Annotated in this window: 6 protein-coding genes; 3 read left to right on the forward strand and 3 right to left on the reverse strand. The window is 70.0% G+C overall.

Annotation, left to right across the window (positions count from 1 at the left end):
* The first annotated feature begins 197 nt into the window (after window positions 1–197).
* The 3 genes from K2X24_RS19860 to K2X24_RS19870 all read left to right on the forward strand — a co-directional run bounded on the left by K2X24_RS19860 (window position 198) and on the right by K2X24_RS19870 (window position 5704).
* A complete protein-coding gene (locus tag K2X24_RS19860; RefSeq protein WP_292500348.1) occupies window positions 198–1697 on the forward strand; it encodes a sensor domain-containing diguanylate cyclase in 1500 nt (499 codons plus the stop codon).
* Between the two features lie 734 nt (window positions 1698–2431).
* Window positions 2432–4129: a PAS domain-containing methyl-accepting chemotaxis protein gene (locus K2X24_RS19865; RefSeq protein ID WP_292500350.1), complete on the forward strand. Its 1698-nt coding sequence runs from the start codon at window positions 2432–2434 to the stop codon at window positions 4127–4129.
* A 198-nt stretch (window positions 4130–4327) separates the two neighbouring features.
* Entirely contained in the window at window positions 4328–5704 is a 1377-nt protein-coding gene (locus K2X24_RS19870; protein WP_292500351.1) for an Nramp family divalent metal transporter, read from the forward strand.
* 40 nt (window positions 5705–5744) lie between these two features.
* Here K2X24_RS19870 and K2X24_RS19875 read toward each other — a convergent pair whose 3' ends face one another.
* The 3 genes from K2X24_RS19875 to K2X24_RS19885 all read right to left on the reverse strand — a co-directional run bounded on the left by K2X24_RS19875 (window position 5745) and on the right by K2X24_RS19885 (window position 14931).
* Window positions 5745–5897, reverse strand: coding sequence for a hypothetical protein (locus tag K2X24_RS19875; protein ID WP_238277601.1), 153 nt, complete (start codon window positions 5895–5897; stop codon window positions 5745–5747).
* 210 nt (window positions 5898–6107) lie between these two features.
* Window positions 6108–7484, reverse strand: coding sequence for an aminotransferase class I/II-fold pyridoxal phosphate-dependent enzyme (locus K2X24_RS19880; protein ID WP_292500353.1), 1377 nt, complete (start codon window positions 7482–7484; stop codon window positions 6108–6110).
* A 25-nt stretch (window positions 7485–7509) separates the two neighbouring features.
* A complete protein-coding gene (locus K2X24_RS19885) occupies window positions 7510–14931 on the reverse strand; it encodes a type I polyketide synthase (RefSeq protein WP_292500354.1) in 7422 nt (2473 codons plus the stop codon).
* Window positions 14932–15219: the final 288 nt, after the last annotated feature.

Genomic DNA, 15219 nt, shown 5'->3' on the forward strand with positions numbered 1-15219 from the left:
GAGGCGCACGATCCCGGAGGCGCACGATCCCGGGGGCGCACGATCCGGCGCGAACACGTTTCTGCGGGCGCATGATTCCGCGAAGGTTTCGTCAACCGATGCCGAGTCATGGTCCGGGGCAGATCATCACCCGGCAGCCGATGTCAGTCCCCATCTTGCGAGAGACCCCGCCGACATACCGCGCCCTGCGCAGACGGATGCGCCGGCTGGTTCCTTCGGCCGCCTGGCTGGTGCTGTTCAACGCCCTGGTGGCGGCCGCCCTCTGCGGCGTGTGCGCGGTCATGCTCCTCGAGATGCGCCGGGAGATCGACGAGCGCGCCAAGGTCACGGCGCGCAGCCTCGTGACCCTGATGGCGCGCGACATCGCCCGCAACGTCGAGCTCTACGACCTTTCCCTGCGGGGCATCGTGGACGGCATGAAGGAGCAGCGAGTTCGCGAGGCGGACCCGGAACTGCGCCACATGATCCTGTTCGATCGCGCCGCGACGGCCACGAATTTCGGCCTGATCGCCCTGCTGGATTCCGAGGGCGGCCCGATCCTGACTTCGCGCCCGATGGCGCCGTTCAACGCGCGGGACCGGGAATACTTCCAGCATCATCTGCGCGACCCGAGCCCGGACCTCTTCATCGGCAAGGCGATCCTGTCCCGCAGCTCCGGACGCTGGGGCTTGCCCCTGAGCCGCAGGGTCTCGCATCCGGACGGCGGCTTCGCGGGCGTGGTGGTGGGCGTGATCTTCCTCGACCACTTCGAACAACTGTTCGCGACCGCCGGCCGCCAGGCCGGGGACGCCATCAGCCTGCTCACCCGGGACGGCACCGTCCTGATGCGGGACCCCAAGGCGGGCGTCGGGACCAACGTCGCGCAGTCGCAGAGCTTCCAGACCATGCGTGCCGCGCGCGAGGGCCTGTTCGACGGCACGGCCATGATCGGCGAGGATCAGCGGCGCTTCGCCTTCTCGCAAGTCGGCGACCTGCCCCTGGTCGTCAGCCTGTCGGTTCCCCTGGAGACGATCTACGCCGCATGGTGGCGCAAGGCGATCACCCTGGGCGGCATCGTCCTGATCCTGTGCGGCGCCACCCTGGTCCTCACGGCCCTGCTGCGGCGCGAGCTCATCCAGCGCCGGAAGGCCGAGCAGGCCACCGCCCGCCTCAACGACGAACTGCGCCAGCTCGCGGTCACCGATCCCCTGACCGGCCTCAACAACCGGCGCCGGTTCGACGAAGTGCTGGCGCGCGACCTGCGCCGGGCCCAGCGCATGGGGCATCCCCTGGCGCTGATCCTCCTCGATGCCGACGCCTTCAAGGCCTTCAACGACTGCTACGGCCACCAGCATGGCGACACGGCCCTGCGGACGATCGCGGAGGCCCTGGTCAGGGCAGCCGCCCGGCCGGGTGCGACCCTGTGCCGGATCGGCGGCGAGGAATTCGCCGCGATTCTGCCCGAGACCACGTGGATCGAGGCCGAGGCGACGGCGCGACGCATCCGGGCCGCCGTCATCGCCAACGCCCTGCAGCACGCGGCAAGCCCCCACGGAGTGGTCACCGTGAGCCTCGGAGTCGCGTGCCTGGCGCCCGGCACGGGCTCGGCGCAGAGTCTCGTCGCCGCCGCCGACGCGGCCCTCTACGAGGCCAAGGGCGGGGGCCGCAACACCTACGTGATGGCGCCGGCTCCGCTGTCGGGTCCGCGCGCCGCCTGAGGCCGACGGACGAAAGCAACGGCCGAGGCGGACCACATCGGCTCGCGCGGGCCACACATCAATGGGTCGCCCGGGCAAGCGCTGCCGTGGGTCCACCCGCGTCGGCGCGACGCGGGCGGCCCAGGATCGACCCCGGAATCTCCCGCTACACTAAGGCGAAGCTTCGGATCGCGTGGGGCGCACGGCGCTCTACCAACCCGAAGCTCGCCCAGGGTCAGCGAATTAGCTCCAATCAACGCTATAGATTGGATCTATATTTGCCACACCGCTCATCACCCACATGTGATCAAACATTGGCTCAGGTTTATATTTGTCGAACCGGCGACCTTCAGTGAATCTTAACCGGCCCGGCGCCATACTCGCACTCATCAGCGAAGCCGCGGAAGGGTCGCCGAAGCGGGGAGGGGGGGGACGGAGCATCCGTCCCGGCCGAACCGCCAAGGGGCCAGGGGAGCCTGATCTGACCGATCCGTCACCGGAGCCGAGGCGCTCACGAGACGGGCCGCACGAAGCAGGGGAACAGCTTCCGCAAACCTGATCTTGAATATTAACCCACTTCGCTGCGGTTTTACGATCCGTGCTCAGTAAAAAAAAACCAAATCCCTGACCACACGAAGTCGAACGCCTCAGCGTGTCTCTCGTATCCCATGTAGTCATACCCGGGATCATTCGACTCTCCTTCGAACCGCTCGGCTCCGATCGCATACGGCGCGCGCGAACCAGGAATCCAGGCCATGACGTTCTTCAATCGCGGGTCATCGGCGAAGCTCCAGGCCCTGGATCGCTCGCAGGCCGTCATCGAGTTCAAGCCGGACGGAACCATCGTCACCGCGAACCAGAACTTCCTGGCGACGGTCGGCTACAGCCTCGACGAGATCCGGGGGCGGCACCACAGCCTCTTCGTCGACCCCGCCGAGCGCGAAAGTGCCGCCTACCGGGCCTTCTGGGCCGGCCTGGCCAAGGGGGAGTTCCAGCGTGCCGAATACCGCCGCCTCGGCAAGAACGGACGCGAGATCTGGCTCCAGGCGAGCTACAATCCGATCCTGGGCCCGGATGGGCGCGCCATCGCGGTGGTCAAGTTCGCCACCGACATCACCGCCGAGAAGATGCGCAGCGCCGACACACTGAGTCAGATCGAGGCGATCGACCGCTCGCAGGGCGTGATCGAGTTCGCCCTCGACGGGACGATCCTGAAGGCCAACGCCAACTTCCTGAGCCTGGTCGGCTATACCCTCGCCGAGGTGCAGGGCCAGCACCACCGGATGTTCGTGGACCCGCAGGACCGGGACTCGGCGACCTACCGCGCCTTCTGGGAAACCCTGGGCCGCGGCAGCTTCCAGACCGGCGAGTTCCGCCGCGTCGGACGGGACGGGCGCGAGATCTGGCTCCAGGCGAGCTACAATCCGGTCTTCGATCCGTCGGGCCGGCCGATCAAGGTCGTCAAGTTCGCCGCGGACATCACCGCCGGGAAGGTCCGCAACGCCGAGATGCAGGGGCAGGTCGAGGCCATCGGTCGCTCGCAGGGCGTGATCCACTTCGACCTCGATGGGACCGTCCTCGACGCCAACACGAACTTCCTCGACGTCCTCGGCTACGGGCTGGGCGAGATCCGGGGGCGGCACCACCGGATGTTCGTGGATGCGGCCTACGCGGCCTCGGCCGCCTACGGCGAATTCTGGGCCGCCCTGGGCCGGGGTGAGTTCCAGTCCGGCATCTTCCAGCGCGTCGGCCAGGGCGGCCGGGAGATCTGGATCCAGGCCTCCTACAACCCGATCTTCGACCTCGCCGGCCGCCCGTTCAAGGTCGTGAAGTTCGCCACCGACATCACCGCACGGATGCGCTCGCAGATCGATGCGGCGCACGCCTCCGGGCAGACCCTGACCAACGTGCAGACCGTCGCGGCGGCGGCCGAGGAGCTGAACGCCTCGATCAGCGAGATCGCCAGCAGCCTCGCGCGGTCCCGCCAGGAGGTCGATGACATGGACGGCCGCGCCAAGACCGCCGACCATGCGACGGGCCAGCTCGCGGACGCGGCGAGCTCGATGAACGGCATCGTCCAGCTGATCCAGGGCGTCGGCGGGCAGATCAATCTCCTGGCGCTGAATGCCACCATCGAGGCGGCCCGCGCGGGCGAGGCCGGGCGCGGCTTCGCCGTGGTCGCCGGCGAGGTGAAGAACCTCTCCAACCAGGTGACGAGCGCCACCGCCCGCATCGCGGAGGACATCAAGGCGATGCAGTCGATCTCCGGGGATGTGGTCGGGGCGCTGACCGCCATCGGCCGGTCCATCGACGCGGTCCGGGGGTTCGTCACGGGCCTCGCCTCGGCGGTCGAGGAACAGAGCGCGGTGACCCGCGAGATCTCCATGAGCATGCAGACCGCAGCGCACGGGGTCGCGGCCATCGACCGGAACCTCCAGACGCTGGCGTCCTGATGGCGCCGGGCGGCCGACGCCATAAGAAACCGCCCAGCCGCGCTCGGTTTTCGTCCCGAGAGCGACGGAGCGGTAGACGTTTCGTGCCTGTCAGTTAGCCTGTTGCTCTTAGTATAGCCCCTGCTATAACGCCTCGGACCGTGACCATTCGAGCGCTTGGCGCGCTCGATCCCGTCTCGGCGAACGGCAAGCGTGGGCATGGCTTTCAACGAACAGGCGACGACCCCCGGGACCGTGGCGGAGCCGCGGGGCTCCTGGAGGTTCGACGACGCGACGGGCGCGCAGCCCAGTCTCGGGCGCATGAATGGCAGCGTCCCGGTGCGGGCGGGGGGCTCCTGGCTACGCCGGCTCCTGGCCTTCATCGGCCCGGGCTACATGGTCTCGGTCGGCTACATGGACCCGGGCAACTGGGCCACCGACATCGCGGGGGGCGCGCAGTTCGGCTACACCCTGCTCGCCGTCATCCTGCTCTCGAACCTGATGGCGATCGTGCTGCAGGCGCTCGCCGCGCGCCTCGGCATCGCCACCGGCCGCGACCTCGCGCAGGCCTGCCGCGACCATTATCCGCGCCCGGTCAGCCTGCTGCTCTGGATCGCCTGCGAGGCCGCGATCATCGCCTGCGACCTTGCCGAAGTCATCGGCACCGCCATCGCGCTGAAACTGCTGTTCGGCATTCCCCTCGTCCTCGGCGCGACCATCACGGCCCTCGACGTGTTCCTGATCTTGCTGCTGATGCGGCGCGGCTTCCGTGCCCTCGAAGCCTTCGTGATCGCGCTGCTGGCGGTCATCTTCGTGTGTTTCGGCATCCAGATCGCGCTCGCGGCGCCGCCGATCCAGGCGATCCTCGGGGGCTTCCTGCCGACCGCCGAGATCGTAACGAACCCGGCGGCGCTCTACATCGCCATCGGCATCATCGGCGCCACGGTGATGCCGCACAATCTCTACCTGCACTCCTCGATCGTGCAGACGCGTGCCTATCCCCGCGACGAGGCCGGGCGTCGGGGCGCGATCCGCTTCGCGGTGACGGATTCCACCATCGCGTTGATGCTGGCCCTCTTCGTCAACGCCGCGATCCTGATCATGGCGGCCTCAGTGTTCCACGCGCAAGGACGCACCGACGTTCAGGAGATCGAGCAGGCCTACGAGTTGCTCTCGCCGCTCCTCGGCGCCGGGATCGCCTCGACGCTGTTCGCGGTGGCACTCCTGGCCTCGGGCCTCAACTCCACCGTGACGGCGACGCTCGCCGGACAGATCGTGATGGAGGGGTTCCTGCGCCTACGGATCCCCGACTGGGCCCGGCGCCTCATCACCCGGGGCATCGCCATCGTGCCGGTGGTGGGGGTAACCGCGCTCTACGGAGAGCAGGGCACGGCGCGTTTGCTGGTGCTCAGTCAGGTGGTGCTGTCGATGCAGTTGCCGTTCGCGGTGATCCCGCTCGTCGGCTTCGTCTCGGACAAGGGCAAGATGGGCCCTCACGTGATCCCGGGCTGGCTCAAGATCCTGGCCTGGGTCATTGCGACGGTCATCGTCGCGCTGAACGTGAAGCTTCTGTTCGATACGCTGACGGGCGCCTGACGCCCGTCACGCTCTCACGACGATGCGCGGCCGAGGCGCCTCAGCGGCGCTGGCGGCCGGCGCGAACCCGGACGGGGACCGGCTGCGGCGCCGGCATCGCACCCTCGACCACCGAACCGATGAACGACCGGCTGGCCTCGGCGACGGTTTTGATCAGACGACGCACGATGGAAGCGGCAGTCGATTGTCTCATCACGGGCTCCTGACCGACGGGCTTGGGACGAACGCCGCATCCCGGGCCGGGTTCCGGAGGCGACCGAGACATGAGATGGCGAGGGGATCGTCTCCTGTTCAGGGCCCGAGGGCAATCCGCCGCACGCGGGCGACACGCATAAAAAAGCACCGGCGTCGGGCGCCGATGCTTAAAATGTGACGCATCCCAGATGGGCGCCGCGCCGGAATCCTACGGCTTGCCGCGCTTGGCCATCAGTTGCTCGATGAGCGAGCCGCCCTTCTCGATCGCCGCGAGTTCCTCGGCGACCGCGTCCACGGTCTCGCGGATCTGCTCCGGCGTATGCTCGGAGGTCATGAAGAAGCGCAGGCGCGAGGAGCGCTCCGGCACCGCCGGGTGGATGATCGGCTGCACGTTGATGCCGCGCTTGAACAGGCGGTCCGACAGGGTCACCGACTTCAGGGAATCGCCGATGATGACCGGGATGACCGCGAGGCCGAGGCTCGTGCCCGTGTCGAGGCCGTGCTTCTTGGCGCAGGACAGGAACAGGTGGCCGTTCTGGCGCAGGCGCTCCACCCGGTGCGGCTCGGCATGCATGATCTCGAGGGCGGCCTCGGCGGCGGCGGCAAGCGGCGGCGAGATGCCGACGCTGAAGATGAAGCCGCCGGCGGTGCATTTCAGGTATTCGATCAGCGGCGCCGGGCCGGCGATGTAGCCGCCGCAGGTGGACAGCGTCTTCGAGAGCGTGCCCATCCAGATGTCGACCCCGCGCGGATCGACGTCGCAATGCTCGGCGAGACCGATGCCCGTACGGCCGAGAACGCCGAGGCCGTGGGCGTCGTCGACCATGAGCCAGCAATCGTAGCGCTGCTTCAGGCCGATCAGGGCGGCGAGATCCGGCGCGTCGCCGTCCATGCTGTAGAGGCCCTCGACCACGATGAGCGCCCGGCGGTGCTCGTGGCGCGTGGCGCCCAGCAGGGTCTCCAGGGCGTCGAGGTCGTTGTGGGCGAAGGAGCGGCGCTGCGCGCCGGAGAGCTGCGCCCCCGTGACGATGCTGTTGTGGCTGAGCGCGTCGTGGAAGATGACGTCGCCGGGTTCGAGCAGGGCGCCGATGGTGGTGACGTTGGTGGCGTGCCCGCTCACCATGACCACGCAGGCCTCGGTGTCGTAGTGCTCGGCGAGGGCCTTCTCCAGGGAGAGGTGGCCCGGGCGCTCGCCGGCCACGATCCGGCTCGCGGAGGCCGAGGTGCCGTAGGCCTCGATGGCGCGGGCCGCGGCGGCGTTCACGTCCGGATGACCGTTGAGCCCGAGGTAGTCGTAGGACGAGAAGTTGATGAACGACTTGCCGTCGATGCGGGTCGTGGCGCTGGCCCGGGTCTCGTGCACCCGGAAGAACGGATTGCCGAGGCCGATCAGGTCGGCCGCCGAGCGCTGGAGCCGCAATTCCCGATAGCCCGGCAAGGATTCGAAGTTCTGGACGGACGGATCGCTCGAGGGGCGCTGGGCCGTCCGGGCCGGAGCCGGCCGGCTGGCGCTGCGCCCCATGCGGTTCGTGACGAAGCCCGCCAGGGCCGCGCGTCCGCCGTCCGGTCTCGCGGGGTTGCTCATGCGGATACTTTCGGAGCGGAGGTTTTCAAGGCAGGATTTCTTTGATCACGAGGCTGTTCTCTTCCACCAGTGCGTGGAAGGGCTCGAGGGTGCGCACGTCGACGCCCTCGCTGGCGTGGCGCTGAGCCAGGCTCATCACCGCCGCCGCCGCCTCGTCGACCGGGGCCGAGATCGACTGGATCAGGGTCTCGGTCAGCTCGTTGACGGTCAGCCCCGACGAGATGCCGGAGGGGGGCGCCTCGAGGGCGAAGCGCTCCTGCAGGCTGGCGCCGAGTTCCACGCCCATCAGCGAATCGAGGCCGATCTCGGAGAGCTGGCGCACGCGGCTGATGTCGTCCTTGGGCAGGCGCAGGATGCGGGCGATGTCCTCCACGATGGCGTCCGCCACCGTCTTGCGAACCGCGTCGATGTCCTGGGTCTTCAGGAGCATCCCGATATTGATGGCCGCCACCGTGCCGGCTTCCATCTGCTGGTCGGAGCCGAGCTCGGCGTAGCTCGGGCTCTTCATGGTGGCGAGGCGCTCGCGCGCCTTGCCCCAGTGCATCGAGGCGATGGCGATCACGGCGTCGTCCGGGCTGCCGCCCTGGCCCTGCAGGGCGTCGGCCATGAGGTCGAGGCAGTGGCGGGCATCCATCGGCGTGACGCCGACTCGGCCCGCCAGGGTCTCCATGACCGCGCGGTTGCGGGCCAGCACCCCGACATCGCCGATGGCGCCCCAGGCGACGGCCAGCGCCGGCAGGCCGGCCTTGCGGCGTCGGCGGGCGAGGCCTTCCATGAAGCCGTTCGCCGCGACGTAGGCGCCCTGGCCGGGGTTGCCGATGAAAGTCGTGGCCGAGGAGAACATCACGAAATAATCGAGGGCGCGTCCCCGCGTCGCCGCGTCGAGGTTCTCGGCGCCGATCACCTTCGGGCGGATGACCGCGTCGAGGGCGGCGGCGTCGATGTTGGCGATGAGGCCGTCCTGCAGCACCATCGCGCCGTGGATCACGCCGGCGAGGCGCTGGCCGTTGCGCTCCACTTCGGCAAGAAGGCCGTCCACCGCCTTGCGGCTGGTGATGTCGCAGGCCATCGCGGCGACGTTGACGCCGCGCCCGCCGAGATCGGCCACCACCTGCTTGGCCTCGGGGCTCGCCGCCCCGTTGCGCCCGACGAGGACAATGTGCTTCGCGCCCCGGTCGGCCAGCCAGCGGGCCGCCTCGATGCCGAAGCCGCCGAGGCCGCCGGTGACGAGGTGGACGCCCTCCGGCGAGATCGAGAAGGCGGAGGTCTCGGCCTGAATCACGCTGCCGGGCTTCGGCGGCGCGATGACGATCTTTCCGACGTGACCCGATTGCTGCATCAGCCGGAAGGCGTCCGAGACTTCGTCCGCCGTGAAGGGCTGGAAGGGCAGGGGCTTCAGGCCGCCCTCCTTGAACAGCGCCATGACCTCGCGGAACAGCCGGGCTCCGTCCTCGCCCTGATGCTGGAGCACCTGATCGAGGTCGACGCCGAAATAGGAGAGGTTCCGGCGGAAGGGGCGCAGGCCGATATGGGTGTTGGCGACGTAATCGCGCTTGCCCAGCTCGATGAAGCGGCCGAACGGCTTGAGGACGTTGAGGCTGCGCTCCATCGCCTCGCCGAACAGGCTGTTGAGCACCACGCCGACACCGTCGCCGGTGATGCGGCGGACCTCGTCCACGAAGGCCAGTGAGCGCGAGTCGAGCACGTGCTCGGCCCCCAGCGCCTTGACCAGGGCGCGCTTCTCCCGGGACCCGGCGGTGGCGATGACGCGCGCGCCCTTGAGCTTGGCGATCTGGAGTGCCGCGAGGCCGACGCCGCCGGCGCCGCCATGCACCAGCACCCACTCGCCCCGGCGCAGGCGGGCGCAGCTGACGAGGCCATAATAGGCGGTGAGGAAGGCCACCGGCACGGTGGCGGCGGCCTGCGCGTCGAGTCCGGGCGGGCTCGGCGCCACCACGAGTTCGGGCACGACCACGTGCGTGGCGAAGCCCGACTGCGCGAAGGCGACGACGCGGTCGCCCGGCTTAAAGGCCGCGACGCCCTTGCCCACGGAGAGCACGCGCCCGGCGACTTCGAGGCCGAGGCGGGGGCCGGCGAAGCCGTCCTCCAGAATCTCCTCGGGCAGCATGGAGAGCGCCCAGAGCACGTCGCGGAAGTTGAGGCCGGTGGCCTCGACCGCGATCTCCACCTCGCCGTGCCCCGGCGCGCGGCGCTCCGCCGGGCCCCAGGCCATCTCGTTGAGACCGCCGGTGTTGCTGCGCTCCAGGCGGGCGGCGGCGGCCGGCACCGCGTCGGCGGCGGGGCGGCGGGCGCGCTGGCCCGGCGCGAACCGGATCACGCGGGTGCCGTCGGTGTCGAGGATGATCTCGGTCTCGGCCGTGCCGGAGAGGATGAGGTCGCGCAGACGCTCGGCGGCCGCCTTCGTCGAGAGTGCCTCGGCGAGGTCGATCCGGCGCACGTCCAGGTTGGCGACCTCGTTGGCCAGCGTCCGGCTGAAGGCCCAGACGCCGGCCTCCACCGAACCCGTGGCGTCGCCCCCGTCGCGGGTGGCACCGGGGCAGACGACCCAGAGCCGGGTCTGGCGGCTGCCGAGATGCTCGACGCAGCGCTTCAGGCTGAGGCAGCGCTCGCGCAGGCGGTCGGCCGCCGAGCCCGCGTGGTTGAAGGCACCGGCCAGGAACACCACCGTGTCCGGTGTCTCGCGCTCCAGTTCGAGCAGGGACTGTTCCGAATCGAGGATGATCGAGACGTGGACGCCGCTGGCCACCAGCAGGGTGGCGAGGGAGGAGGCGGTCTCCGCCGCGACGGCGTCGTGAGAGCCGATCACGAAGGCGAAGGTCTGCCCGGCGGCGGGCTTCGTGCGCGGCGGGGCCTCGGCGATGAACAGGAGGTCGTCGCCGTTGGCCGAGGCCGCCCGGTCCACCGCCACCCGCACGAGGCCGGTGTCGCTCAAGGAGCGCTGCCAGCCGGTGATGTCGTCGAGGCGTCCGACCGGAAGGTCGCCGGCGCCGTCGAACCAGTCCGGGGTAAGGCCGAAGACGAGGTCGCGGAACAGCGAGGCCCCGGGTTCCACCGCGAGGAGGAAGCCGCCCGTGGCGAGGGCGTCGGAGACCTGGCCCAGGAGGGCCCGGTCGGAGCGGTGCAGGACGTTGCTCGCCAGGATGGCGTCGAAGCCCCCCGCCGTGAGCTCGGCCGGATCCTCGATGATCGTGACGCCGCGCGGCAGGGCGAGGCGGGCGCGCTCGGCGAGGCGCCGGTCGGCCTCGAACACCGTGAGCTGCGCCTCGACGGCGTCTGTGAAGCCCGCGGCCTGCGCCGAGAGCGGACCGAAGCCGACCTGGAGCACGCGCAGCGCCCGGTCGCGGGGCAGGGCACTGCGCCCGGACTCGACCAGGGCGGCCAGGAGGTCGGCGGAGGCGCGCGCCGTGGCGCTGCGCAGGATGAACGCGTCGAGGGCGTTCTGCGACAGGGTCGGGGCGACGGTGAGGCCGCCGGCGAGCAGACGGGCGATCACGGCGCCGATATCGGCGGTGAGCACCAATTCGGCCGAGAGTTCGGGATGGTCGGCCGCGATCCAGCGCATGATCTCGTCGGGCGCCGGCAGGGTGACGTCCTTGCGCAGGATCCACCGCTCGCCGTCGACGGTGGCCAGGTCGCTGCTCTCCAGCGCCAGGAGGGCGTTCAGGAGCCAGGGACGCATCGCCTCCGGAACCCGCTCGTCGATGGCCACGGTGCCGGCGCGCTGGAGCCCTTCCGCGAGGCGGTAGGCCATCGAGGTGGCCCAGCCCTCGAGGAGGAGGTGTCCGGGGGCCAGGGGCGCCTCGGAGGCCGCGAACGCCGCCTTCACCGCCGGCCGGATCGCATCTGCGATGCGGGCGCCGCGCGTCAGGGGGATCGCGGTCGGCTCGGTGGCGAGTTCGGGACGCTGGGCGATCGCGTAGGCGGCCAGATCGCTGCCGTTCTTGGCGCGCAGGGCCTGGAACCGGCCCTCGCGCAGGGTGGCGATAACCTCGCCGTCGGCATCCACGAGGGTGAAATCGGCCAGGATGCTGCGCTCGTTGGCGCGCCGGGTCCGGATCATCGCCCGCGCGATGACCGCGCCGGGCTTGACGAGGCGGATCTCGCCGAAGCGGACGGGGACGTAGGCCTTGGTGGAGCCCTCGCCCATCAGGCCGGCGAAGAGCAGGATCAGGCCGTGGAAGCAGGAATCCAGGCGCGCGGGCACGAGGCCGAAGCGGGCATCGGGTTCGGCCGGCACCAGTTCGGAGACGATTGTGGTCTCGTCCAGGCGCGCGCTCAGGGCCACCTGGCGGAAGCTCGGGCCGAAGCCGAGTCCGGAGGCGGCGGCGAGGCGGTACAGGGCCGCCCCCTCGACCGCGTGCTCCTCGGGCACGTGGATGTCCACCGGGGCCGGCGCCTCGAAGCTGCCGTCGATGATCTTGGCCGCTGCGTGGATCTGCCAGGCGGCCTGGGTCAGGCGGGGGCGGCTGAGGACCTGGATGGCGTTGCCGGAGCCGGCGATGCGGACGGCCACCTCGCGCAGGGAATCCTCGCCGAACACCATCGGCGACTGGATCTCGAACTCGGCGAGCACCACGGTGTCGCTCTTCATCGCCTCGCGGGCCACGCCGAGCGCCATCTCGATGAAGGCCGCGCCCGGAAGGATGGCCTGCCCGTCGATGCGGTGGTCGTCGAGGTCCGGCACCGTCGCGATGTCGACGTGGCCGTGCCACTCGAGGCCGTCGGGCGTGAGCCGCGAGCCGTAGAGCGGGTGGTAGGGGCGCGGAGTCGCGGCGCCGACGCCCTCGGTGGTCTCGGCCAGGCGGAACGGGCGGCGCTGCCACGGATAGAGCGGCAGCGGCACGTCGCCCGCGGGATTGGCGCCGAACACGGTGTCGTCGTCCACGGCGGCACCCTGGACGAGGGCGGCCGCGACAGCGCGCGCGATCGGGTCTGCGCCGGCCGGCTTGCGGTGGAGCACGCCGATGGTGGCGTTCTCGATGCCCAGCGGCTCGATGGCGTCGCCGATATGCGAGAGCAGGGTGGCGCGCGGACCGACCTCGACGAAGACTCGGGCGCCCTGTCGGGTCGCCTCCTGCACGGCCTCGCAGAAGCGCACGGGCTCGCGGATGTTGCGCCACCAGTAGCCGGCACCGAACTCCTCGCCGGCCAGCACCGTGCCGGTGACCGTGGAGATCATGGCGGTGGTGGCGGCGCGCGGCTTCAGACCCGCGAGATCCCGCAGCAGGGGCTTCTCGGTCGGGTTCATCAGGCGGCCGTGGAAGGGGTATTCCAGGTCGAGCTTGCGCCCGCGCCGGCGCTTGCGCGACAGCGCCTTCATGGCCGCGTCGATGTCCTCGACGGGCCCCGCCACCGTGACGGCCTTGGGGCTGTTGTAGGCGGCGATGTCGAGGCTGGGGTAATCCTGCAGGAAGACCGCGATCTCGTCGGCCGGCGCCAGCAGCACCGCCATGGTGCCGAAGCCGCGCGTCGTCTCCTGGTGCTTGCTGCGGTAGAAGATGACCTTCACGGCCTGTTCGAGGCTGAGGATGCCGGCGGCCTCGGCCGCCGCGATCTCGCCGACGCTGTGGCCCAGCACGTAGCTCGGCTTCAGGCCGTGCGCCCGCAGGGCGGTGGTCGAGGCGCTGGAGATCGCGAAGATCAGCGGCTGAGAGACCCGGGTCAGCGCGAGGCGCGTCTCGAGGTCTTCGGCGAACAGGGCCTCCTTCAGCGACCAGTCGGAGAGCTTCAGGAACAGCGCGTCGATCCGGTCGAAGGCCGTGCGGAACGCGGCGTTCTCCTCGTAGGCCTCGCGGCCCATGCCGGCCCACTGGCTGCCGTTGCCCGAATACACGAAGGCGACCTCGGCCGCGCGGTCGACGGCGGTGCCGAGAAGGGCGGCCGGGGCGTCCTCCGCCTCGCCCACGGCGCGCAGCACCCCGGGCAGGTCGGCATCGAGGGAGACGGCGAGGCGCGAGGACAGGCGCTCGCGGCGATGGGCGGCGGCCCCCGCGATGCGGGCGACTTCGCCCGCGTCGGCACCCTCGAGGCGCTCGGCATAGTCGAGGGCGAGTTCGTTCAGCGCCGCGCGGCTCTGGGCGGAGAGCAGCAGCACCTCGGGCGTGCGGCCCGCCCCGGAGGCGGGCGCCTGCACGGCGGCGGGCGCGCCGTCGGTGAGGACGATGTGCGCGTTGGTGCCGCCGAAGCCGAAGGAGTTCACGCCGGCGAATCGCGGCTTGCCGGTGCGCGGCAACGGCAGGGGCTTGTTCGTGACGGAGAGATTGAGCTCGCGGAACGGGATGTCCGGGTTCAGTTCGGCCGCGTGCAGCGAGGTCGGGAACAGGTCGTGTTCGAGGGCCAGGCTCGCCTTGAGCAGGCCCGCGAGGCCCGAGACCGGCTCGGTGTGACCGATGTTGCTCTTGATGGAGCCGATGGGCAGCGGCGCCTTGCGGGGCCGTCCGAGCTTGCCGCCAATGGCGCTGGCCTCGATCGGGTCGCCGACCGGGGTGCCGGTGCCGTGGGCCTCGACGAAGACCACGGAATCGAGGTCGATCTCGGCTTCGCGGTAGACCTGCTCCAGCAGGGCGCCCTGCGCGTAGCCGGAGGGCAGCGAGATGCCGGTGGTGCGCCCGTCCGAGTTGACGCCGCTCGCCGCGATCACGCCGCGCACGGTGCTGCCGTCGCGCAATGCCGCACGCGCCGATTTCAGCACCAGGACGACGCCGCCCTCGGAGCGCACGTAGCCGTCGGCGCTCGACGAGAAGGCCTGACACAGGCCCGTGCGGGAGAGCATCTGCGCGTTGGAGAAGCAGATGAAGTTGAAGGGGCTCGCCAGCAGGTTGACGCCGGCCACGACCGCCGTGTCGATCCGGCCGCTTGAGATGGCGGCCACCGCCGCGTCGAGGGCGACGAGGGAGGACGAGCAGGCCGTGTCGACGGTGAAGCTCGGGCCCTTCAGGTCGTAGATGTACGAGATGCGGTTCGACAAAATCGAGAGCGTGTTGCCGGTGGCCGCGTAGGCATCGCCCGACGAGGTGTCGAGGACGCGCAGGTTCCCGTAATCGAGGGACGAGGCGCCGACGAAGACGCCGATCTGGCTCCCGGCCACGTCCGAGGGACGCAGGCCCGCATCCTCCAGGGCCTCCCAGGTCAGTTCCAGCAGCAGGCGCTGCTGCGGATCCATCTGCTCGGCCTCGCGGGGCGAGATGCCGAACACGCCGGGATCGAAGGACCAGATGTCGTCGAGGACACCCGCCGACCAGGTGTAGCTCTTGCCGCGCTCCTGGGCCCGAGGATGCCCGAACCGTTCCAGCGACCAGCGATCATCCGGAATGCGCCCGACGGCGCAGCGCGCCTCCGTGAGGAGCTGCCAGAGCCCTTCGACGCTCGATGCACCGGGCAGCCGGCAGGCGCGGCCGACGATCGCGATGTCTGTACGTTGTGTCACGTTCGATTCGCACGCGCTCTTGAACGGGGGACAGATCGACTGGCGCCACCGGAGTGAGCCATGCGATCCTTAGTATGGCTCCAAGTCGGTGTCCAACCGGGGAGGGCGCGCCCGACAGGATATCGGCAGAATGCGCCACCCCTGTTGCACGTATTCATCAGTCGAACGACCAAGACTATCCGCGCCAGGGCCACATTCTGCGCGAATACACCCAAATTTTCCTTTAATAACCCCATCGCCGACCGCAGCGACCGATGTGCGGCCAAGACTATCGGCAACGTATGCCTC

This window comes from Methylobacterium sp. (genome assembly GCF_019750675.1).
Lineage (GTDB): Bacteria > Pseudomonadota > Alphaproteobacteria > Rhizobiales > Beijerinckiaceae > Methylobacterium.

Bases quoted from the DNA above. Each gene is read 5' to 3' on its own strand.
- K2X24_RS19865 (WP_292500350.1), top strand. From the start codon at position 2,432: ATGACGTTCTTCAATCGCGGGTCATCGGCGAAGCTCCAGGCCCTGGAT.
- K2X24_RS19875 (WP_238277601.1), bottom strand. From the start codon at position 5,897: ATGAGACAATCGACTGCCGCTTCCATCGTGCGTCGTCTGATCAAAACC.
- K2X24_RS19870 (WP_292500351.1), top strand. From the start codon at position 4,328: ATGGCTTTCAACGAACAGGCGACGACCCCCGGGACCGTGGCGGAGCCG.
- K2X24_RS19880 (WP_292500353.1), bottom strand. From the start codon at position 7,484: ATGAGCAACCCCGCGAGACCGGACGGCGGACGCGCGGCCCTGGCGGGC.
- K2X24_RS19860 (WP_292500348.1), top strand. From the start codon at position 198: ATGCGCCGGCTGGTTCCTTCGGCCGCCTGGCTGGTGCTGTTCAACGCC.